The following is a 23,392-nucleotide window of genomic DNA, read 5'->3' as shown; positions in this document are numbered from 1 at the left end:
GACCCCAGCTCGCCGGTCGAGCCCACACCGCTCGTCGAGCCCTTCTCGCCGGTCGAGCCCCCCCTCTCGCTGGTCGAGCTTGTCGAGACCCCCCGACCAGCTGCACCCGCTCCGCCGCCCAAAATACCGCGAACGAAGCCGCCCAACCCGCCCTTAGCGGTCACGCTCAGTGCTCTCCACAGTGCTTTCCACAGCGGATGCCTCATCGGAGTCCACCGGGTCGGCCTCGTCCGTCACGAGATCCGTGGCGTCATCGACGTCGACCATGTCATCATCATCATCGTCGTCGTCGTCGCCAGCGTCCGCAGCATCCTCAGCCAGGGCCTCGTCGTCGTCTTCTTCGATTTCGTGAATCTCGATCGTTTCGTCCACATCACCGTTGGATCCGAGAGCCGCGTCTGCGCGCTCGGCGCGGTCGAGCCACTTCTCGGCTTCTTCCTCGCGGCCGAGCTCGGTGAGCACCTCGGCATATGCCACGAAGAGTTCCGGGCTGTAGGAGAAGGCCGTGTTCGGATCGAGCTGCGGAATCTCCAGCTCGCCGAGAGCGGCATCCGTTTCACCCAAATCAAGACGAGCGCCAGACATGGCGATGGCCAGGGAGACCTGCACGCCGGCCGGCAGTGTGCTGCGGTCAACGGACCGGCCGAGCTCGAGAGCACGGTCAGGACGCCCCACGCCTCGTTCGCTGTCTACCATCAGGGCAAGCTGGTCGTTGGATCCGGAGATACGGCGATATGTGCGCAGCTCACGCAGAGCGAGCGCGAAGTCACCCGTGGCATAGGCCGTGATCGCGAGGCTCTCACGAACAACGCCGATGCGTCCGGCGCGGCGGGCAGCGCTCATCACGTGGCGGTGAGCAAGCTCAGGGTCTTCGTCAATGACGCGCGCAGCCATTGCAAGATGGCGCCCCACGGTCTCGGCATTTTCCTTGGTCAGCGTCTTGAGCTCGTTGCGCGCGATGCGATCGAGGTCCTGCGCCGAAATGTCATCGGGCAGATCGGGGTCGTCGTGGCGAGGGCGAACGGAACGCAGCTCGCGCTGCATCCGCTGCTCTTCAGTCATTTCCTCTTCGACGACCCGGGCATCACGGTCGTTACGTGCCGGGGCACCATCACGGGTCCACAGCTTCTTACCGGCATCGCGGGGCGCACCGGCACGGTTCGGGTTGCCGCCACGCTGGGTCGCCATACCGCCGGGACGGCGATCGCTGTCTGAACGAGGACGCTCGGAACGCTCACCAGAACCGGACGGGCGATCAGAGTTGCCTCGGTACGGAGGACGCTCACCCTGCTGCGGACGATCGGAGTTGCCACGGTATGGGGGACGATCGCCCTGCTGCGGACGGTCCGAGTTGCCACGGTACGGAGGACGCTCACCCTGCTGCGGGCGATCGGAGTTACCGCGGTAGGGGGGACGCTCTCCACCCGAGGATGGGCGATCAGAGTTGCCACGGTACGGGGGACGCTCACCCTGCTGCGGGCGATCGGAGTTACCGCGGTAGGGGGGACGCTCTCCACCCGAGGATGGGCGATCAGAGTTGCCACGGTACGGAGCGCGTTCGCCACCGGTCGACGGGCGATCAGAGTTGCCACGGTAGGGAGCGCGGTCACCCTGCTGCGGACGGTCGGAGTTACCGCGGTACGGAGGACGTTCGCCACCGGTTGTCGGGCGGTCAGAGCCACCACGATACGGTGCGCGATCGTTGCCGCCGGACGGACGATCCGAGTTACCGCGGTACGGAGGACGCTCGCCACCAGTGGACGGACGATCGGAATTGCCACGGTACGCAGGACGCTCGCCCTGCTGGGGCCGATCATTCCCGCCACGATAGGGAGCCCGATCCCGGTCGCCGCCCGTGGACGGGCGATCAGAGTTGCCACGGTACGGGGGACGTTCGCCCTGCTGCGGGCGGTCAGAGTTGCTACGGTAGGGCGCGCGATCGCTTCCACCGGACGGACGGTCACTGTTACCGCGGTACGGAGCACGCTCACCACCGGTGGTGGGGCGATCAGAGTTTCCGCGGTAGGAGGGCCGATCGCCCTGCTGGGGCCGATCAGAGTTACCGCGGTACGGAGCGCGGTCGTTGCCACCGGACGGACGATCGCTGTTTCCGCGGTAGGGGGCACGATCGCCACCGGTGGAGGGGCGGTCCGAATTGCCACGGTAGGGAGCGCGGTCACCCTGCTGAGGGCGATCGGAGTTGCCGCGATAAGGAGCGCGGTCGTTGCCGCCGGCTGCACGATCGTTGCTTCCGCGATAGGGCGCACGCTCTCCACCCTGGCTGGGACGCTGTGAGCGACCCTCATAACCTCCGGATCGGGGCGCACCCGTGGCTCCGTCGCGCGCCCCTTGGGGGCGTCCGCTCTGGTTTCCGCCTGTGCGGCGGTCGTCTCGGCCGCCGTTACGTGCATCGTCGCCGTAGTTTCCTGAAGGGCTCACTGTGTCTCCTGTGTAATTAATTCGTCTGTTCGACGACATTCAATAGCCTAAGCCTTAACGCAAAATGGCCACCTATTGGTGGCCATTTTGTGTTTTTCTAAGTTAAGTCCGGCGGTGTCCTACTCTCCCACAGGGTCCCCCCTGCAGTACCATCGGCGCAAAGAGTCTTAGCTTCCGGGTTCGGAATGTGACCGGGCGTTTCCCTCTTGCTATAGCCGCCGAAACATCTTTCGATGGTTCGAACCTATATTTTTTAGTTATAGAACACTCCCGTGGGAGTGTGTTTGTTCTCGACCGTACATCGAGAACCACATAGTGGACGCTAAAGCAGCTTCTTCAAACTCAAGTGTTATCAAATTATCGGCTTATTAGTACCGGTCAGCTTCATGGGTCTTTAGTCCCCACTTCCACATCCGGCCTATCAACGCAGTAGTCTAGCTGCGAGCCTCTCCCCCGAAGGGATGGAAATCTCATCTCGAAGCCGGCTTCCCGCTTAGATGCTTTCAGCGGTTATCCGTTCCGAACGTAGCTAATCAGCGGTGCTCCTGGCGGAACAACTGACACACCAGAGGTTCGTCCATCCCGGTCCTCTCGTACTAGGGATAGATCTTCTCAAATTTCCTGCGCGCGCAGCGGATAGGGACCGAACTGTCTCACGACGTTCTAAACCCAGCTCGCGTACCGCTTTAATGGGCGAACAGCCCAACCCTTGGGACCTACTCCAGCCCCAGGATGCGACGAGCCGACATCGAGGTGCCAAACCATGCCGTCGATATGGACTCTTGGGCAAGATCAGCCTGTTATCCCCGAGGTACCTTTTATCCGTTGAGCGACAGCGCTTCCACAAGCCACTGCCGGATCACTAGTCCCGACTTTCGTCCCTGCTCGACTTGTCAGTCTCACAGTCAAGCTCCCTTGTGCACTTACACTCGACACCTGATTACCAACCAGGTTGAGGGAACCTTTGGGCGCCTCCGTTACTTTTTAGGAGGCAACCGCCCCAGTTAAACTACCCACCAGGCACTGTCCCTGAACCGGATCACGGTTCGAAGTTAGGTATCCAATATGACCAGAGTGGTATTTCAACGATGACTCCACCTGAACTAGCGTCCAAGCTTCACAGTCTCCCACCTATCCTACACAAGCCACACCGAACACCAATACCAAGCTGTAGTAAAGGTCACGGGGTCTTTCCGTCCTGCTGCGCGTAACGAGCATCTTTACTCGTAATGCAATTTCGCCGAGTTCGCGGTTGAGACAGCTGGGAAGTCGTTACGCCATTCGTGCAGGTCGGAACTTACCCGACAAGGAATTTCGCTACCTTAGGATGGTTATAGTTACCACCGCCGTTTACTGGGGCTTAAATTCTCAGCTTCGCCTTGCGGCTAACCGTTCCTCTTAACCTTCCAGCACCGGGCAGGCGTCAGTCCGTATACATCGTCTTGCGACTTAGCACGGACCTGTGTTTTTAGTAAACAGTCGCTTCCCACTGGTCTCTGCGGCCTTCGAACGCTCCCGGAGCAAGTCCGTTCACGCCTCAGGCCCCCCTTCTCCCGAAGTTACGGGGGCATTTTGCCGAGTTCCTTAACCACGATTCTCTCGATCTCCTTAGTATTCTCTACCTGATCACCTGAGTCGGTTTGGGGTACGGGTGACTAAAACCTCGCGTCGATGCTTTTCTTGGCAGCATAGGATCACTGATTTCACCCTTACGGGCTACCCATCGGGTCTCAGGCATCATGAACGACGGATTTGCCTATCGTTCGCCCTACATCCTTAGACCGGGTCAACCATCGCCCGGCTCAGCTACCTTCCTGCGTCACACCTGTTAATACGCTAACCGCACCAGAATAGGGTCGTACGCTAGGCCCCACGCCTCACCCCGAAGGGATTGGTCTAGGGGATTCAGATACTTAGCATTACTGGATTAGCTTGGGCGGTTTTTCGTCAGTACGGGAATATCAACCCGTTGTCCATCGACTACGCCTGTCGGCCTCGCCTTAGGTCCCGACTTACCCAGGGCGGATTAGCCTGGCCCTGGAACCCTTGATCTTTCGGAGGACGGGTTTCTCACCCGTCTTTCGCTACTCATGCCTGCATTCTCACTCGTGTAGCCTCCACGGCTGGTTTACACCGCCGCTTCGCTGGCCACACGACGCTCTCCTACCCATCAACACGGCTGAACCAACCACACAAGGTGGCGGCTTACCAAAAATATCAATGCCACAACTTCGGTGGCGTGCTTGAGCCCCGTTACATTGTCGGCGCGGAATCACTTGACCAGTGAGCTATTACGCACTCTTTCAAGGGTGGCTGCTTCTAAGCCAACCTCCTGGTTGTCTGTGCAACTCCACATCCTTTCCCACTTAGCACGCGCTTTGGGACCTTAGTTGGTGGTCTGGGTTGTTTCCCTCTCGACGATGAAGCTTATCCCCCACCGTCTCACTGCTGCGCTCTCACTTACCGGCATTCGGAGTTTGGCTGACGTCAGTAAGCTTTTGGGCCCCATCGGCCATCCAGTAGCTCTACCTCCGGCAAGAAACACGCAACGCTGCACCTAAATGCATTTCGGAGAGAACCAGCTATCACGAAGTTTGATTGGCCTTTCACCCCTATCCACAGCTCATCCCCTCCATTTTCAACTGAAGTGGGTTCGGTCCTCCACGACGTCTTACCGTCGCTTCAACCTGGCCATGGATAGATCACTTCGCTTCGGGTCTAGGACATGCGACTGAATCGCCCTATTCAGACTCGCTTTCGCTACGCATTCCCCTCTCGGGTTAAGCTCGCCACATATCACTAACTCGCAGGCTCATTCTTCAAAAGGCACGCTGTCACCAGAACAGAGCTGGCTCCAACGGTTTGTAAGCAAACGGTTTCAGGTACTATTTCACTCCCCTCCCGGGGTACTTTTCACCTTTCCCTCACGGTACTTGTTCACTATCGGTCATGTAGGAGTATTTAGGCTTATCAGGTGGTCCTGACAGATTCACACGGGATTTCTCGGGCCCCGTGCTACTTGGGATACTCTTCGGGCGATTACTGCATTTCGACTACGGGGTTCGCACCCTCTATGACCAGGCTTTCAATCCTGTTCGTCTATACAACGCTCTAACCCTTACCATTCGGTAGAATTGGCTGAAAAGTCCCACAACCCCGACCATGCAACGCCTACCGGCTATCACACATGATCGGTTTAGCCTCATCCGGGTTCGCTCGCCACTACTAACGGAATCACTATTGTTTTCTCTTCCTGTGGGTACTGAGATGTTTCACTTCCCCACGTTCCCTCTACCCGCCCTATATATTCAGGCGGGAGTCACCAGGTCACCTCACGGGCCTGGCGGGGTTTCCCCATTCGGACATCCTCGGATCACAGTTCGTTTATCAACTCCCCGAGGCTTATCGCAGATTACTACGTCCTTCTTCGGCTCTACATGCCAAGGCATTCACCGTTTGCTCTTAAAAATTTGAAATCACATGAGTTTGAATCGATTAAGTGCCGCGAATAAATTCGCGACCGAAATTGACCAATGACCTAATTGCTTAGATCTTTGTAATTTGCTCTCCTAAGAGAGTCAAATTTAAGATGCTCGCGTCCACTGTGTAGTTCTCAAAGTACGGGCGGTACCCCTACCTGCTAGCGATTGATGCCAACAGAAAAGGATCCAGAGGAAAGGTCCACCCCGGCCAAAGCCAGGAATGTTCCGGTCCCTCAGGACCCAACAGCGTGCATATGCAAGTCTCTCAACCCACCACATTTCCAACCATCAGTTGTAAACAACCAAGGCGTACCGTGCGGCGTGAAGCCGTTCTTACATCAATGTCAATGTTCCACCCATGAGCGCCACCCAACCCGTTCGGGTTGGTGTGACTGGCAGCCTGATTCCGCTGTATACAGACGGGACTGCACGTGCTCCTTAGAAAGGAGGTGATCCAGCCGCACCTTCCGGTACGGCTACCTTGTTACGACTTAGTCCTAATCACCGATCCCACCTTCGACAGCTCCTTCCCACAAGGGGTTAGGCCACCGGCTTCGGGTGTTACCGACTTTCATGACTTGACGGGCGGTGTGTACAAGGCCCGGGAACGTATTCACCGCAGCGTTGCTGATCTGCGATTACTAGCGACTCCGACTTCATGAGGTCGAGTTGCAGACCTCAATCCGAACTGAGACCGGCTTTTTGGGATTCGCTCCACCTTGCGGTATCGCAGCCCTTTGTACCGGCCATTGTAGCATGCGTGAAGCCCAAGACATAAGGGGCATGATGATTTGACGTCATCCCCACCTTCCTCCGAGTTGACCCCGGCAGTATCCCATGAGTTCCCACCATTACGTGCTGGCAACATAGGACGAGGGTTGCGCTCGTTGCGGGACTTAACCCAACATCTCACGACACGAGCTGACGACAACCATGCACCACCTGTATACCGACCTTGCGGGGCGACTGTTTCCAGCCGTTACCGGTATATGTCAAGCCTTGGTAAGGTTCTTCGCGTTGCATCGAATTAATCCGCATGCTCCGCCGCTTGTGCGGGCCCCCGTCAATTCCTTTGAGTTTTAGCCTTGCGGCCGTACTCCCCAGGCGGGGAACTTAATGCGTTAGCTGCGACACGGAGACCGTGGAATGGTCCCCACATCTAGTTCCCAACGTTTACGGCATGGACTACCAGGGTATCTAATCCTGTTCGCTCCCCATGCTTTCGCTCCTCAGCGTCAGTTACGGCCCAGAGATCTGCCTTCGCCATTGGTGTTCCTCCTGATATCTGCGCATTCCACCGCTACACCAGGAATTCCAATCTCCCCTACCGCACTCTAGTCTGCCCGTACCCACTGCAGGCCCGAGGTTGAGCCTCGGGTTTTCACAGCAGACGCAACAAACCGCCTACGAGCTCTTTACGCCCAATAATTCCGGACAACGCTTGCACCCTACGTATTACCGCGGCTGCTGGCACGTAGTTAGCCGGTGCTTTTTCTGCAGGTACCGTCACTTCCAGGAAAACCCAGTCACTTCTTCCCTACTAAAAGAGGTTTACAACCCGAAGGCCTTCGTCCCTCACGCGGCGTTGCTGCATCAGGCTTGCGCCCATTGTGCAATATTCCCCACTGCTGCCTCCCGTAGGAGTCTGGGCCGTGTCTCAGTCCCAGTGTGGCCGGTCACCCTCTCAGGCCGGCTACCCGTCGTCGCCTTGGTGAGCCATTACCTCACCAACTAGCTGATAGGCCGCGAGCTCATCCTTGACCAAAATTCTTTCCACCCAAAGAGATGCCTCTAAGGGTCGTATCCGGTATTAGCTACAGTTTCCCGCAGTTATCCCAGAGTCAAGGGCAGATTGCTCACGTGTTACTCACCCGTTCGCCACTGATCAAAGAAGCAAGCTCCTCATCACCGTTCGACTTGCATGTGTTAAGCACGCCGCCAGCGTTCGTCCTGAGCCAGGATCAAACTCTCCGTAAATGTTTGAATAGCTACCCAACAAGTTGAGCGCCCATCTAGTGCAGAAACCCGCCGGAATAGGCGAAGAAACTACAAGTTTGAAACTAGCAAGAACAAATCATTACTGACTTGCTCTGTCATAATGCCTGATCGAAACCAGGACTTTCAATTCATATTCCAAAGGAATCTCACTGACTGCAATCGGCTAGAAACCGACCAACAATCACGAGGTTTTTGGCATTTGACATTGTGCACGCTGTTGAGTTCTCAAGGATCGGACGCACCCAGCCGCCGACCCAAAGGCCATTGCACTGGAGCACTTCACTCACTAAGTAAGAGGCACGATAATATCGCGTTGTCTTGACTTAGGATTTGTCCCGCATGAGGCCGGCTAGCTGATCAGCTTTCCGAACCTGTGGGGTGACTTAGATGACATTACGGTGAATCCCGGGGGGCCGCAACTCCCTATCTCATCCCGGGCGTGTCGCGTTGGCAACCCGCCCGAAACATGCCCGAAACGTGACTTTTCCGCCCCCCGCACCTCGCCGAAGCCCGTGGCCGCTACCGTTTTCGGTGACCGCGCCCGAACTCGAGCAAGGCCGCACCCCAAATCGGAGGCCGCTACGCCGATTACCGTAGCGCCCACCGATTCACGGCGCGGGCTCGGGGCCGCCCACCGATTGAGGGCACGGGCCGTGAGGTCGCACTCCAACTACCGCGCGCACCCGGACGGCTCGCAGTAAGACCCGCGTGAGACAGCGGGCAGGCACCGCCTATTCGACGAAGACTCCGGCGAGGGTCTTCTTGCCGCGGCGCAGCACGGCTACTCCCCCGCTCAGCACATGGCCTTCGATCGTGGCGTCCTCGCTGGCGACCTTCACGTTGTTCAGGTACACCCCGCCCTGCGCAACCGCGCGCCGCGCTTCGCCGAGGCTCTTGGTCAGTCCGGTGTCGAGCAGTAACTGAACAACCGTCGCGTGGGGCGCAGTCGTGGTGTTCGGCAGTTCACGCAGCGCCGCCTCGAGCGTCGCCTCATCCAGGTCGGCGAGATCGCCCTGACCGAAGAGGGCCTGCGCGGCGTTGATCGCGGCATCCGTTGCGGCACTGCCATGCACGAGACTCGTCACCTCGTACGCTAACGTGCGCTGCGCCTCGCGCTTGAAAGGTTCCGTCTCGACGACGGCGGCAAGACGTTCAATGTCCACGCGGCTCAGGAAGGTGAACACCTTGAGCCGAAAGATCACGTCCGCGTCATCGGTGTTGAGCCAGAACTGGTAAAACGCGTAGGGGCTGGTGAGTGTGGGATCCAACCACACCGCGTTGCCCTCGCTCTTGCCGAACTTGGTACCGTCCGAGTTGGTGATAAGCGGCGTACCAATGGCGTGCACACTTCCCCCCTCGGCGCGGCGGATGAGGTCGGTTCCGCTTGTGAGGTTGCCCCACTGGTCGCTCCCCCCGGTCTGCAACACGCATCCGTAGGTGCGGAACAGTTCGAGGTAGTCCAGACCCTGCAGAATTTGGTAGCTGAACTCGGTGTAGCTGATGCCGGCATCCGAGTTGAGCCGTGCACTCACGGCATCCTTCTTGAGCATGGTGCCAACGCGAAAGTACTTGCCGATTTCGCGGAGGAAATCGATCGCGCTGAGCGGCGCGGTCCAGTCCAGGTTGTTGACGAGGGTGACGGCGTTGTCACCCTCGGCACTGAGAAAGCGCGACACCTGGGCCTGCAGGTAGCCGACCCATTCGTTAACGGTGTCGGCCGGCGTCAGGGTGCGTTCGGCTGTGGGCCGCGGATCGCCGATCAATCCGGTGGAGCCGCCGACGAGTCCCAGCGGGCGGTGGCCGGCCAGCTGAAGGCGGCGCATCAGCAACAGCTGCACCAAATTGCCGAGGTGCAAGCTCGCCGCCGTGGGGTCGAAGCCGCAGTAGTACGTGATCGGGGGGCCAGAGAGCAGGGTGCGCAGTTCGGCCTGGTCGGTGGAGACGTGCACGAGGCCACGCCAGTTGATTTCCTCCCACACGTTGTCGAAGGAGGAATCATTGGTCTGCTGGGTGAGGATTACGGGGTCTGACACAGGCCCAGAGTATCAGCGCCCACCGCTGACCCCTGATGAGGCTTACGGACTTAGCTGCAGGGAGTTCAGCTTGAAGACTTGATTATGAATAATAAAGGGTAGAGACTTATATCTATGTTCGTCATCACCGCAGACCAGATCGACAGTCGCAACGACCGTGACCGCGCCGGCGACATGATTGATGCCCTCCGCGAGCGGTTCGGTAGCTTCTTCGCACTCCCCGCTGACCAGACCGCGGGTGACGAGATTCAGGTGATCCTGACCGATGCGCGCGCCGCCCTCGACGCTCTCCTGCTGCTGCACCGCTCCGGACATTGGAGTATCGGGCTCGGCGTGGGCAGCGTACGCACGCCGCTCCCCGCTTCCACCCGTCAAGCCGCGGGCGCGGCCTTCATCTCCGCCCGTGATGCCGTAACTCGGGCCAAGAAAATGGATGCCCACGTGGCGGTCGCAGCGCCGTCCTCCGACGAAGCGTCCCCACTCGATCCCGCGGCGGGCAGCTTCAGCCTGACGGCGGACCAGGTGGAGGCGCTGCTCACCATGCTGCTGCTCCTGCGCCAACGCCGATCCGCCCAGGGATGGGAGGCCGTAGATTTGCTCGACCGCGGCCTGAACCAGGTTGATATCGCGGCAACCCTGCGCATTTCGACGGCGGCGGTGAGCCAACGGGTGAAAGCCGCGCACTATCGGCTGGAACACACAGTGTCGCCGGCGATCGTTAGGCTGCTAGAGCAACTCGACCGGGCCACGAGCGAAACGGACATCCCCGCATGAACACCTTCAGCATCCTGACGTTCCTCTACTGGGTGATCCTTCTGCTCACAACGCTGGGCTCCCTCGTTTTCGCGGCCCTCGCCTTCAAACTGCAGCGGCACGCCTTCACCATCGGCTCAATCGCAGCCCTCGTCGCGGCACTGGTGATCGCGAGTGTGCCCACTCTGGCCGGGCCGTCCTCTTTCGGTATTGTGCTGGGCATGCTCGCTCTTGCCCTGTCCGTGCTCGGCGGTGGTCCCATGGCCGTCTTCGCCCTCAACCTGGCTACTCGGGGTAGCGTGGCACCCGGTCAGCACGGTGGAATTCTGGTGGGAAACCCGCCCAGTGCGCTCGACTCGGCCGAGGCAGCCGTGCACGAAGTGCTCCGCGGCGGGCTCGCGATTGGCATGCTCGAACGCTTTGCCGTAACAGGCGCCATTCTTGCCGGATTCCCCGAGGGCATCGCTGTGGTCGTCGCCATCAAGGGTGTCGGTCGCTTCACGGAACTGTCGTCCGCCGAGTCGCGCGAACGCTTCATCATCGGCACGTTTGCGAGCCTCATCTGGGCCTGTGCGTGCGCCGCCCTCGTGAGTCTCGCCATCAGCTAGTCACGCCCGCCATCGGGCACGCCCCCGGTCAGGGTGCGGCGTGGGGGTGTCGCCGATACGGTGAGACGGATGCCTCCCCCGGCATCCAAAATCGCCACGGAAACGCCGCGCCTCCGCCGGCTCCGCCCACGCCGGTGCGGGGTCCGGTCACAAAAGCCACGGGTTGTTCCGGCAGCACGAGGCCGAACGGATCCTCGGTCACGCACGCCCCATCATCGGTCAGCAGAATTCCGAGCGCCTGAGTCAATCGCGCCGGGCCGCGAGCGAGGTCCCGATCACGAATTGCCGCCGGCCGGCGTTCCCGCGCGAGATCGCGGCCCGCCACAATTTCCCCCGCACGCAGGAGCACAGCGGATGCCTCCCCCTCTGGCGAGCAGACCACATTGGCACACACGTGCATTCCGTACGTAAAGTACGCATACACATGTCCGGGCGCCCCGAACATGGTGGCGGTGCGCTTTGTCATTCCCCGAAAGGCATGTGACCCGGGATCGGTTGAGCCCAGATACGCCTCAACCTCGGTGACCCGCAGCGACACGTCGCCTCGGGTGAGGAGCGCCCCCAGCAGCAACGGGGCCATCTCAAGAGATGACCGGGCAAACTGCCGGAGGTCTGTCGTCACGCGGTGAGAGCGACCGCGAGCTTACGAACGCGTTCCACGAGGGCGGCGCGCTGTTCGGCGACCCGCACGGGGGCCGTTCCGCCCACGCCGTCTCGGCTTGCGGTCGATCCGCGAATGGTGAGAACCTCGCGCACCTCGGGCACCAGGTGGGGTGAGATGGTCTGCAGCGCAGCGTCGTCCACCTCGTGCAGGTCGAGGCCGTTTGTCTCGGCGAACTTCACCAGAGAACCGGTGATTTCGTGCGCATCTCTAAACGACACGTGGCGCTTCACGAGCCACTCCGCGACATCCGTTGCAAGGGAGAACCCCTGGGGGGCGAGCTCGGCCATGCGATCGGTGTGGAAGGTGAGCGTGGCGATCATTCCGGCGAAGGCGGGCAACAGCACTTCGAGCGTTTCGATCGAGTCGAAGACCGGCTCTTTGTCCTCCTGCAGGTCGCGGTTGTACGCGAGCGGCAGTCCTTTCAGCGTGGTGAGCAGACCGGTGAGGTTGCCGATCATCCGGCCCGACTTACCGCGCGCGAGCTCGGCAATGTCGGGGTTCTTCTTCTGCGGCATGATGGACGACCCGGTGGAATAGGCGTCGTCGAGGGTGACGAAGCCGAACTCCTTGGTGTTCCACAGAATGATTTCCTCGGCCAGACGCGACATATCGATGCCGATCTGGGCGGTGATGTAGGCAAATTCCGCAACCAGATCACGGCTCGCCGTGCCGTCAATGGAGTTCTCGACCACGGCACCGAAGCCGAGGTCGAGCGCCACGAGGGTGGCGTCGAGGCCCAGGGTGTTTCCAGCGAGAGCTCCCGACCCGTAGGGCGAGAAGTCGGCGCGCTTTCCCCAATCGACGAAACGATCGAGGTCACGCACGAGCGGCCAGCAGTGGGCGAGCAGGTGGTGCGCGAGCAGCACCGGCTGAGCGTGCTGCAGGTGTGTGCGCCCCGGCATGATGGCGTCGGCGTGGGCCTCTGCCTGTGCGGCCAGCGCATCAATCAGCTCGATGACGTTGCCGGCAATGATTGCCGCGTGGTCACGCAGCATCATGCGCACCAGTGTCGCCACCTGGTCGTTGCGGCTGCGTCCGGCACGAAGCTTGCCGCCCACCTCAACGCCCACCCGATCAATGAGGCCGCGTTCGAGCGCGGAGTGCACGTCTTCATCGGACTCGGCCGGCGTGAACCGGCCTTCGGCCACGTCGAGGGCGAGAAGTTCGAGGGCCGCAACCATCTGCTCGAGTTCGTCAGCGGTCAGGTAACCGGCCGCCGCGAGGGCTCGGGCGTGTGCCCGCGAGCCGCGCAGGTCGTACTCGGCCAGCTGCCAGTCGAAGTGCGTCGACTTGCTCAGTCGCGCCAACTCCGGCGACGGTCCCCCGGCGAAGCGACCGCCCCACAGGGCGCCCGCCTTTCCGGCGCGGTTCACGTTCTTCTCACCCGACATGGATGCCCTACTTTGCGGCGGCGTCGCGACGTGCGGCCACCTTGCTCGGCAGCGACCACAGCTCAATGAATCCCTTGGCCATGGACTGGTCGAAGGAGTCACCCGTGTCGTACGTGGCGAGGTTGAAGTCGTACAGGCTCGTCGTGCTCGAGCGACCCGTGACAACGGCGGAACCGGCGTGCATTTTCAAGCGGATGTCGCCGGTCACGTACTTCTGCGTGTCCTCGATGAACACGTCGAGGCTGCGCTTGAGGCCGGAGAACCAGAGGCCGTCATAGACGAGCTCGGCCCACTTGCTCTCGACACCGCGCTTGTAGCGAGCAACGTCGCGTTCGAGGGTCATGTTTTCGAGCTCTTCGTGTGCGGCAATCAGGGCGATGCCGGCGGGGGCTTCGTACACCTCACGGCTCTTGATGCCCACGAGGCGGTCTTCGACGATGTCGATGCGTCCCACACCCTGGTCGCCGGCGAGACGGTTCATGAGCTGAATGACCTGCAGCGGGGTGACCTTCTTGCCATCAATGGCAACGGGCACGCCCTGGTCGAAGGAGATGACGACCTCGGTGGGTGCCCGGGTGACCGACGGGTCCTGGGTGTAGGTGTAAAGATCCTCAATCGGTGCGTTCCACGGGTCCTCGAGGAACCCGGTTTCGACGGCGCGACCCCACACGTTCTGGTCGATCGAGTACGGGCTCTTCTTTGACTGCACGATGGGCAGGTTGTGCGTGGCGGCGTACTCGATGGCCTTGTCGCGGGTGAGCGCGAAGTCACGCACGGGGGCCAGCGACGTGAGCTCGGGGGCCAGAGCTGCGACGGCCGCTTCGAACCGAACCTGGTCGTTGCCCTTGCCGGTGCAGCCGTGGGCAACACTGTCGGCGCCGAGCTCGATGGCGGTGGAGGCCAGGTACTTGGCGATCAGCGGGCGGCTGATGGCCGACACCAGCGGGTAACGCTTCTGATACAGGGCGTTGGCCTTCAGTGTGGGCACGATGTAGTCGTTCGCGAATTCTTCCTTCGCGTCGATGACGATCGACTCCACGGCACCACAGTCGAGTGCGCGCTGGCGGATGACCTCCATGTCCTCGCCCTCTTGTCCCACGTCAACGGCGAGGGCCACAACCTCTTTGCCGGTGGCGTCCTTCAGCCAGCCGATACCCACCGAGGTATCAAGTCCACCGGAGTATGCGAGCACAACACGTTCAGCCATGGTTCTCCCTAAAATCTTTGATCTGGTTCAAGTTTACGTAAATGCGTGGGGTGAGCGTGCGAGACCGCACACCCTCGACCAGCCCGACACCGCCGGGCTCGTCGAACTTCGGTGCGGGTTAGGCCGCGTTGTGCGCGAGCAACCACACGAGCAGAGCCTTCTGAGCGTGCAGACGGTTCTCTGCCTCGTCCCAGATGATGCTCTGCGCCCCGTCGATCACGTCGGCGGTCACTTCGTACCCACGGTCGGCCGGCAGGCAGTGCATGAAGTGCGCGCCGGGCTTGGCGAGCGCCATCATGGCCGCGTCCACGCGGTAGTGTCCGAGGTCGCTCAGGCGGGTGGCCTTTTCCTCTTCCTTGCCCATCGACACCCACGTGTCGGTGACAACCACGTCAACACCGACAACGGCTTCGAGCGGATCGGTGAAGAGTTCAACGGAACCGCCGGTGCGCAGGGCGATGGCCGTGGCATCCGCTACAACTGCGTCGGTGGGCGTGTAGCCGGCCGGCGACGCGATGCGCACGTGCATGCCCGCGGTCGCACCGGCGAGCAGGTAGGACTGGCCCATGTTGCAGGCGCCGTCGCCGAGAAACACGATGGTCTGACCGGCGAGGTCGCCGCGGTGCTCGCGAATGGTGAGCAGGTCGGCGAGCAACTGGCACGGGTGAAAATCGTCGGAGAGTGCGTTGATGACCGGAACGGTGGTTCCGTGGGCCATCTCCTCGAGGCCGGCCTGGCCGTAGGTGCGCCACACGATGGCGGCCACTTGGCGCTCGAGCACGCGCGCCGTGTCGGACGCGGTTTCTTTGCCGCCCAGCTGACTGTTGGCGGTGCTGATGATGAGCGGGCTACCCCCCAGATCGGCGATGCCGACAGCAAATGACACTCGGGTGCGCGTGGACGACTTGTCGAAGATCACGGCGACGGTCTGTGGGCCGGCCAGGGGTCGAACCGCGAATCTGTCTCGCTTGAGCTCCAATGCCAGATCAAGAATTTCGGCCTGTTCGGCCGGGGAGAGGTCATCGTCGCGAAGGAAATGGCGGGTCACGGTGTCACTTTCGATCGTTTGTGTAATTGGTCAACTCTAGAGCGTGGCCAGTGCCTGCCCGAATCGGTGCCCAAACTGCTCGATCTCGGCGTCTCCCACGATGAGCGGCGGCGCCAGCCGGATGGTGGTTTCATTCGCCGCGTTCACAATGAGTCCAGTCTGCAGAGCGGATGCCGCAAGCCTCGCCGCGACCGGCTCGCGGAGCGCAATGCCGAGGAGCAGACCCTGCCCCCGCACCCCGTCAATCAGTGGCGATCCGAGTCCCATGATCAGCGCGCGCAGCTGGTCGCCTCGGCGCGCAGCGTTGGCCACGAGGTCGTCGCGCTCGATCGCGTGCAGCACCGCGTTGGCGCCGGCGGTCACGAGCGGGTTGCCGCCAAAAGTCGACCCGTGCTGTCCACGCTGAAACAGGGCGGATGCCGCCCCAAAGGTTACGAGGGCCCCAATGGGCAGTCCCCCGCCCAACCCCTTGGCCAGGGTGACGGCATCCGGTGTCACGTTCTCGTGCTGGTACGCGAACCAGGCGCCGGTGCGGCCGACGCCGGTCTGGATCTCATCAACGATGAGCAGCACGCCGTGTTCGGTGCAGAGTTCGCGGGCGCGGCGCAGAAAACCGTCGGGTAGCGGGAGCACGCCGGCTTCACCCTTGATGGGTTCGAGCACGAGCGCGCACACGGTGTCGTCAATGTTGGCGTTGAGGGCGTCGATGGTGCTGTCGATGTGCTCGACTCCGCCGGGCATCGGGTCGAACGGTGCCCGCATGGCGGCCTTGCCGGTGAGGGCAAGGGCACCCATGGTGCGGCCGTGGAACGCGTCGGTCAGCGCGAGGATGCGGGTGCGCGTGCCGCCGCCGGCGTTGAGGCGGGCAAGTTTGAACGCGGCCTCGTTGGCTTCGGTGCCGGAGTTACAGAAATACACGCGACCGGCGGTCCCGGCCCCGGTGAGACGTTGCAGGCGTTCGGCGAGTTCGATTTGCGGTTCGCTCGCAAAGTAGTTGGAGATGTGGGCGAGCGTACCCACCTGGGCGCTGACGGCGGCCACTACGTCGGGGTGAGCATGACCGAGGGAGTTGACGGCAATTCCGCCGAGGAAGTCGAGATATTCCACTCCCGCGTCGTCCCAGGCGTAGCAGCCCCAACCACGCACGAGTCGGGCGAGCGGCGGCGCAAAGGTGCCCATCATGGCGGCGGCATAGCGGTCCGACCAGGACGTCTCGTCCGCGGGGCTGCCCGTCGTGTTCGTGCCGGTGTTCGTCATGCTCATGCGGGAACTACCTCCGTACCAATGCCATTTCCGGTGAAAATTTCGAGCAGAATCGAATGCGGCACGCGACCGTCAATGATCGCGGCCTTGGCAACTCCGCCCTCAACAGCGTCGAGGCACGCCGTCATTTTGGGGATCATCCCCGATTCCAGGTCGGGGAGAAGGTTCCGCAACTCGGGAACGGTGATCATCGACACGAGGGACTCCCGGTTGGGCCAGTCGCTGTAAAGACCGGCCACATCGGTGAGAATCACGAGCTTGGCGGCGCCGAGTGCAATGGCCAGGGCCGCGGCCGCGGCATCGGCGTTCACGTTGAGGGACTGACCCGGAACCTCCGAGTCCGGCGCAATGGACGACACCACGGGAATGCGCCCGGCGGCGAGTTGCGCGTGCACGGCCTCCGGGTCAACCCCCACCACGTCGCCCACGAGACCCAAGTCCACAAGCTCCCCGTCAATCATGACGCCGCGGCGCTTGCCCCGAAACAGCCCCGCGTCCTCGCCCGAGAGCCCGGCGGCGAGCGGACCGTGCTGGTTGATGTTGCTCACCAGGTTCCGGTTGATCTGCCCGGTGAGCACCATGCGCACCACATCCATCGCTTCCGGGGTCGTCACCCGGTAGCCGCCACGGAACTCGCTCTCGATACCCAGGCGGGCGAGCATTGCCGAGATCTGCGGGCCGCCTCCGTGCACGACAACGGGGCGGATGCCGGCATAACGCAGGTAGACCATGTCCTCCGCGAAGGCCCGCTGCAGTTCTTCACTGACCATGGCGTTGCCGCCAAATTTGACGACAACGATCTGGTCATGAAAGCGCTTCAACCACGGGAGCGACTCAATGAGGGTCGCGGCCTTCACCGCAGCCTCGGCCGGGCTGCTGGCCGGGCTGCTGGCCGGGATGCTCCCCGTGTTCGCCGTCAGGGCATCCGCTGTCGACATCAGCTGGAGTACGCGCTGTTCTCTTCGACGTACTCGTGGGTGAGGTCGTTGGTCCAGACGGTGGCTGATTCGCTGCCCTCGTGCAGGTCGATGACCACCGACACCGCTCGTGGGGTGAGGTCCACCAGTTCCCGGGGCTGGTCCGGCTCGCCGGCCGTGCACACCTGAACGTCATTGATGGCCACGTCGATACCGTAGGGATCGAACGCGGCAGCGGTTGTTCCCACGGCGGCGAGGACGCGTCCCCAGTTGGGGTCGTTGCCGTAGATAGCCGTCTTGAACAGCGCACTGCGGGAGACGGCCCGGGCCACGGTCACGGCATCCGCTTCGGACGCCGCATTGCGCACTTCGATGGCCACGTCGTGCGCGGAACCCTCGGCGTCACCCTGCAACTGCAAGGTGAGGTCCTGGCAGAGGGCAACGAGCGCGGCCGTGAACTCGGCCAGGTCGGGCTCGATGCCGCTCGCGCCGGAGCCGAGCAGGCTCACGGTGTCGTTCGTCGACATGCAGCCGTCGGAGTCGAGGCGGTCGAAGGTGAGGCGGGTGGCCTCGCGCAGCGCGGAGTCGAGCTGTGGCGAGGACAGCACAGCGTCGGTGGTGATCACGACGAGCATCGTGGCCAGCCCAGGCGCGAGCATGCCGGCTCCCTTGGCCATTCCGCCCACGGTCCAGCCGGCATCCGCTGTGATGAGCGACTGCTTCGGGGTGGTGTCGGTGGTCATGATGGCCCGGGCGGCCAGGAGGCCGGCGTCGGGCATGGTGGCAGCATCCGTTGTGAGAACCCGGGCGGCATCGAGCACGCCGGCCGTCACGAGGTCAAGGTTGAGCTGCTCGCCGATGAGGCCGGTGGAGCACACGAGCACATCACCCGAGGCGACACCCAGCTCGGTGGCGACCGTTTCGGCGGTGGCGTGGGTGGTCTGGAACCCGATCGAGCCGGTGTAGCAGTTGGCGCCGCCCGAGTTCAGAACGATGGCGCTCACCACGCCGTCTTTCATCACCTGCTTGCTCCAGATCACCGGGTTGGCCTGGCAGCGGTTGGTCGTGAACACGGTGGCACAGCTGGTGAGCGGGCCCAGGTTCTGCACGATGGCGAGGTCGAGCCCGCCCGACTTCTTGAGGCCGGCGGTGACACCGGCTGCGGCGAATCCTGCCGCTGCGGTAACGCTCATGGGGCAACTCCATTCGTGGTGAGACCCAGCGTCTGAGGCAGACCGAGGGCAATATTGGCCGATTGGATGGCAGCGCCAGCGGTGCCTTTAACAAGATTGTCGACGGCGGTGATGGTGACGACGCGACCGGCCGCTTCGTCAACGGCGAGGCCGATGAGCGCGGTATTGGCCCCCAGCACGTCGGCGGTACGTGGAAAGTGACCGGCGGGAAGTACGTGCACGAACGGTTCGTTCGCATAGGTCTCTTCCCAGGCCGCACGCACGGCGGCCGCCGAGGTACCGGGAACGAGTCGAGCGGTGGCGGTAGCGAGAATGCCGCGGGCCATGGGCACGATCACCGGGGTGAACGAGATTGTCGGTTTTGCGGCCCCCGCCCAGCGCAGGCTCTGCTGAATCTCGGGGATGTGCCGGTGCGTGCCGCCCACCGCGTAGGGGTTGGCGGAGCCGAGGATCTCACTCGCCAGGTTGGGGAGCTTGAGGCTCTTGCCCGCCCCCGAGGGACCCACGGCGAGAACCGCCACCAGGTCGGCCTCCTCGATGACTCCCGAGCGGATGCCGGGCGCAAGCGCCAGTGCCACCGTGCTCGCGTTGCAGCCGGGGGCTGCGATGCGCCGGGCGTTCGCCAGCGTGTCGCGCAACCGGCCGGAGGCGGTGGGCAATTCGGGGACACCGTACGCCCAGGCGCCGTAGTAGTCGCCGCCATAGAAGGCGGCCCAGTCGTCTTCGCTCTGCAGACGGTGGTCGGCACCGCAATCAACCACGAGGGTGTCGGCATTCAGGTGAGCGGTGAGCTCCCCCGACTTACCGTGCGGAAGCGCGAGAAACACCACATCGTGACCACTCAGCGTCTCGGGTGTGGTGTCCACCAGCGTCAGGTGTGCCAGCGATCGAAGGTGCGGCTGAACGTCAATGAGTGGTTGGCCCGCGTTGCTGTGTGCGGTGACCGTTTGCACATCAAACTCGGGATGTCCGGCCAACAAACGCAACAATTCTCCGCCCGCATAGCCACTTGCGCCCGCTACCGCCACCGAAAATACCATGCGTCAAACTTAGCGCGCCCCTGCCATCCCTCATTTCCCGGCGGCATCCGCCCTCGCAGCATTCGCCCCTGCGCCAGTCGCCCCCGGTATTCGACTCGCCGAGTCTCGCGGCACTCCTCTGATCGCACGGCACTCATCCAAACAAGTGCCCGCCCAGCAAACGCGCGCCACGAGAGCCGCAACCTCTCCCCGAGCGGACGCCCGCCCCTGGTCCGCTCGCTGCTCTCCCGCGCAGCTCCCCGCTCGCCGCTCCCCCGCTCCTACCGTCGCGGCACTCCTTTCGCCAGAGGGCACTCATCCAAACAAGTGCCCGCCCAGCAAACGCGCGCCACGAGAGCCGCACCCTCTCCCCGAGCGGACGCCCACCCCCGGTCCGCGCGCGGCTCTCCCGCGCAGCTCCCCGCTCCCTATTCCCGCGCTGCTCCCCCGCACCGCCCGTCACGGCACTCCTTTCACCAGACGGCACTCATCCAAACAAGTGCCACCCCGCCAGACACACGCCACGAGAGCCGCAACCTCTCCCACAGCGGATGCCCACCCCCGGCCCACCGCGCAGCTCCCCGCTCCCGGTCCCCGCACCGCTCCCCCGCACCACCCGTCACGGCACTCCTTCCGCCAGACGGCACTCATCCAAACAAGTGCCACCCCACCAGACACGTGCCACGAAACCCGCAACCTCCCCCACAGCGGATGCCCGCGGCCAGTTCTGCACAGATCGTGCGCCGGCCCGCATCCAACGGGTCGACGGGGACAGAGTATGGGGATGCTGGACATACTGGAAACCTACGATGGACTCAACGACGGACTCATCCCGGCCGAGGCGCTCCGCGCGTCAGGGATGAACTCCTACACCGTCGGCGTACTGGTGCAACGCGGCCAGCTCTGGCGTGTACGAACAGGCTGGTACGTCCTCGGCCCCAGGTGGAAGGCCGAGAACCACGCCGGGCGGTACCGGTTCGTTGTACGTGCCACGGCAGCTCATGCCAACACCGAGCTCCTCCTTTCCCACCACTCAGCGGCGGTCATGCACGGATTGCCACTTATCGGCGCGTGGCCCGCCACCACGCACGCACTATTTCCCGAGGCCCGTGGAGACAGCAGCCACCGACTGCTCACGGCACATCGCGGGGTGCCCGATCCGAACTCGACACTCGTCGCGGGCGTGAGGGTTACCAGCCTGCCCCGCACCCTCATCGACATGGCAGCGAGTTCGAGTTTTCTGGTCGGGGTCGCCATGGTCGATCACGTGCTCCATCATGAGGCTCTGCGCATGAAGGCGGAGAGTAAAGCGGGCAGCCAAGCGGCATCCGCGATTACGAAGGATGCCCTCCTCACCGAATTAGCGATGGTGCACCCTCGCGCGGGATGGCGTGCGGCACATCGAGCAATTACCTTCGCGAATGGCCTCTCGGCCAACGCCGGAGAATCACTTAGTCGGGTTCGTTTCGACGAGCTAGGCTTCGAGATTCCCGAATTGCAGGTGCGCTTCGACGTGAATGGGCGCACGTTCTTCGTGGATTACTTCTGGCGCGGTGTCCGCAAAGTCGGCGAGTTCGACGGTGATATCAAGTACACGCGTGCGGAGGTCATGAAAGGCAAGGACATCGTCGGCGTGGTCAGGTCCGAGAAGAAACGGGAAGACCTTCTCCGCCCGCTCGTGAACAGCTTCGACCGCTGGGACTGGGATCTCGCGTTCAATTCCCCAGATTTCTATCGGTTCTTGTGCGAAAAGGATGTACCCCGCGCGCGTAATCGGCGACCAAGCAAGCGTCTCCCAACCACGGCACTCATTTGAACACGGCGCACTCGTCTGAACACGTGCCCGCCAATCAAACGAGTGCCGCGAGGGGAGGGATCACGTCACCGCGGGCGAACGACCAAGGAATCCAGTCGGCGTCCAACGATCGTTCCGGCGGGCATGGCAGCGGCTAACCGAGCCATGGTCAGAACGTGCTGTCGGAACTGAACGCTCGGGCACCTCGAGCACCAACCATGCGCGTCGAATGTCGCGCGCAGGGCCATTTCGTATGATTGGCGCGTGAGCCCGGGGAGCTCTCTGACCAGAGCGATCGTGGTTTCCTTGTCGGAACTCATCCCAAAGAATGTCCGTGCGCATGCGCACATTCCCTCGGGATCGTGCGTTCCGAACTCACACGGATCTTTCATCCACACCAACTCGCCCTCGATGCAGTCAGCCTGATCGGTCGTCCACAGCCCCTGCGTTGCGCGGGTAGCTACTAGAACCTTCATGTTCTTCTCCATGTTCTCGGCACGAGATTCACTGAGTAAGTACCACACACGCTACGGGCACCCACTGACATTGGCGCGCGGCGTCGTGTCCCCGCGGTCGCGGCACTCTTTTAGCCCGGCGGCACTGGGCTGCGTGCGCAGGGTCGCGCCAAAGACAGCGGATGCGCGCAGGGGCAGCCAGACACGGCAATCGCTCGGACGAACGGCAGTCATTCAGTCGAGCGGTCAGTCGCTACTGGAGTGCCACGAGGCGATGAGCGCCCGACGAATGCGGGCGCAAGATCGCGCCGAGGACAGCGGACGCACGCAAAAGGTCCACCGGGCACGGCACTCGTGTGGCCGGACGGCACTCGATCAGACGAGTGCCCGGTCGCCAAACGAGTGCCACGAGGCGGTATGTGCCCGGCGGATGCGGGCGCGACGCAGAGCGGGCGCGAAGTCCACCAGGGACGACGGCCGGGAACGAGCAGGTGCCAAGAGGCGGTAAGTGCCCGGCGGATGCGGGCGCGACGCCAAGCGGGCGCAGAGTCGCGCCGAACAGAACGGATGCGTACAGGAGGCCGTCGGCACGGCACTCGTTTGGGCAGGCGTCACTCATTCAGACAAGTGCCCGGCGACCAAACGATTGCCGCAAGCCGGTGACGAGCCCACGGATGCACGGGCACCCCCAGACGGCTGTCGCCGTTGGCCACCGCGAAGAGAGAGCGGTCACTCTGCAATCCGCGCGCACGGCACTCGTTTGGGCAGGCGGCACTCATTCAGACGAGTGCCCGGCGACCAAACGATTGCCGCAAGCCGGTGACGGGCCCACGGATGCACGTGCACCCCCAGACGGCTGTCGCCGTTGGCCACCGCGAAAAGAGAGCGGACACTCTGCAATCCGCGCGCACGGCACTCGTTTGGGCAGGCGGCACTCATTCAGACAAGCGCCCGGTGACCAAACACGTGCCGCAAGCCGGTGACGGGCCCACGGATGCACGTGCACCCAGACGCCTGTCGCCGGTAGCCGCTCCGATAAGTCTGCAATCCGCGGGCGCGGCACTCGTTTGGGCAGGCGGCACTCGTTTGGGCAGGCGGCACTCGTTTAGACGAGTGCGCGGTGACCA

General features: G+C 62.6%; 13 protein-coding genes and 3 rRNA genes. 3 read left to right on the top strand and 13 right to left on the bottom strand.

All coding sequences use genetic code 11. The features are described 5' to 3' along the window. Positions 1 to 153: 153 nt before the first annotated feature. The 5 genes from H4V99_RS06985 to tyrS form a co-directional block, all read right to left on the bottom strand. Complete coding sequence (locus H4V99_RS06985; RefSeq protein ID WP_280676762.1) at positions 154 to 2,439, bottom strand: primosomal protein; 2,286 nt, start codon at positions 2,437 to 2,439, stop codon at positions 154 to 156. 106 nt (positions 2,440 to 2,545) lie between these two features. Then, positions 2,546 to 2,662: ribosomal RNA gene (gene rrf, locus H4V99_RS06980) — 5S ribosomal RNA — on the bottom strand. 125 nt (positions 2,663 to 2,787) lie between these two features. Next, positions 2,788 to 5,915, bottom strand: a 23S ribosomal RNA gene (locus H4V99_RS06975). A gap of 448 nt (positions 5,916 to 6,363) precedes the next feature. Continuing rightward, positions 6,364 to 7,898 (bottom strand): 16S ribosomal RNA (locus H4V99_RS06970). Together the 16S, 23S and 5S rRNA genes form the textbook arrangement of a ribosomal RNA operon. A gap of 752 nt (positions 7,899 to 8,650) precedes the next feature. Then, positions 8,651 to 9,952, bottom strand: a complete 1,302-nt coding sequence (tyrS, locus tag H4V99_RS06965) for a tyrosine--tRNA ligase (RefSeq protein WP_280676761.1) — start codon at positions 9,950 to 9,952, stop codon at positions 8,651 to 8,653. 114 nt (positions 9,953 to 10,066) lie between these two features. On the opposite strand from tyrS, the gene H4V99_RS06960 reads away from it, so the two are divergent. Both H4V99_RS06960 and H4V99_RS06955 read left to right on the top strand, forming a co-directional pair. After that, positions 10,067 to 10,726, top strand: coding sequence for a DNA-binding protein (locus H4V99_RS06960; protein WP_280676759.1), 660 nt, complete (start codon positions 10,067 to 10,069; stop codon positions 10,724 to 10,726). Beyond that, positions 10,723 to 11,313, top strand: a complete 591-nt coding sequence (locus H4V99_RS06955) for a hypothetical protein (RefSeq protein ID WP_280676757.1) — start codon at positions 10,723 to 10,725, stop codon at positions 11,311 to 11,313. The genes H4V99_RS06960 and H4V99_RS06955 overlap by 4 nt, the downstream gene beginning before the upstream one ends. Positions 11,314 to 11,341: 28 nt before the next feature. On the opposite strand, the gene H4V99_RS06950 is transcribed toward H4V99_RS06955, so the two are convergent. The 8 genes from H4V99_RS06950 to argC form a co-directional block, all read right to left on the bottom strand. Beyond that, the gene (locus H4V99_RS06950; protein WP_280676755.1) at positions 11,342 to 11,935 is read right to left on the bottom strand and encodes a DNA-3-methyladenine glycosylase; all 594 of its coding nucleotides are present in this window, start codon (positions 11,933 to 11,935) and stop codon (positions 11,342 to 11,344) included. Continuing rightward, positions 11,932 to 13,368 (bottom strand): argininosuccinate lyase, encoded by a 1,437-nt coding sequence (argH, locus tag H4V99_RS06945; RefSeq protein WP_280676753.1) that lies wholly within the window; start codon positions 13,366 to 13,368, stop codon positions 11,932 to 11,934. The genes H4V99_RS06950 and argH overlap by 4 nt, the downstream gene beginning before the upstream one ends. A 7-nt stretch (positions 13,369 to 13,375) precedes the next feature. Further along, positions 13,376 to 14,575 carry an argininosuccinate synthase gene (locus H4V99_RS06940; protein WP_280676751.1) on the bottom strand — a complete coding sequence of 400 codons (1,200 nt, stop codon included), beginning with the start codon at positions 14,573 to 14,575 and terminating at the stop codon, positions 13,376 to 13,378. Between the two features lie 118 nt (positions 14,576 to 14,693). Next, on the bottom strand, positions 14,694 to 15,623 hold the full coding sequence (gene argF / locus H4V99_RS06935; protein ID WP_280676749.1) for an ornithine carbamoyltransferase: 930 nt from the start codon (positions 15,621 to 15,623) through the stop codon (positions 14,694 to 14,696). A gap of 36 nt (positions 15,624 to 15,659) precedes the next feature. Then, complete coding sequence (locus tag H4V99_RS06930) at positions 15,660 to 16,880, bottom strand: acetylornithine transaminase (RefSeq protein WP_280680003.1); 1,221 nt, start codon at positions 16,878 to 16,880, stop codon at positions 15,660 to 15,662. 2 nt (positions 16,881 to 16,882) lie between these two features. Next, positions 16,883 to 17,824 carry an acetylglutamate kinase gene (argB, locus tag H4V99_RS06925; protein ID WP_280676747.1) on the bottom strand — a complete coding sequence of 314 codons (942 nt, stop codon included), beginning with the start codon at positions 17,822 to 17,824 and terminating at the stop codon, positions 16,883 to 16,885. Beyond that, on the bottom strand, positions 17,824 to 18,996 hold the full coding sequence (gene argJ / locus H4V99_RS06920; RefSeq protein ID WP_280676745.1) for a bifunctional glutamate N-acetyltransferase/amino-acid acetyltransferase ArgJ: 1,173 nt from the start codon (positions 18,994 to 18,996) through the stop codon (positions 17,824 to 17,826). Before argJ ends, argB begins: the two co-directional genes overlap by 1 nt. Next, entirely contained in the window at positions 18,993 to 20,036 is a 1,044-nt protein-coding gene (gene argC, locus H4V99_RS06915) for an N-acetyl-gamma-glutamyl-phosphate reductase (protein ID WP_280676743.1), read from the bottom strand. Before argC ends, argJ begins: the two co-directional genes overlap by 4 nt. 763 nt (positions 20,037 to 20,799) lie before the next feature. On the opposite strand from argC, the gene H4V99_RS06910 reads away from it, so the two are divergent. Next, positions 20,800 to 21,831, top strand: a complete 1,032-nt coding sequence (locus H4V99_RS06910; RefSeq protein ID WP_280676741.1) for a hypothetical protein — start codon at positions 20,800 to 20,802, stop codon at positions 21,829 to 21,831. Positions 21,832 to 23,392: the final 1,561 nt, after the last annotated feature.

The sequence above is a fragment of the Cryobacterium sp. CG_9.6 genome (genome assembly GCF_029893365.1).
Classification (GTDB): Bacteria; Actinomycetota; Actinomycetes; order Actinomycetales; family Microbacteriaceae; genus Cryobacterium.
Note: the sequence above shows the minus strand (reverse complement) of the source record. Positions and strands in the feature narration are given on the sequence as shown.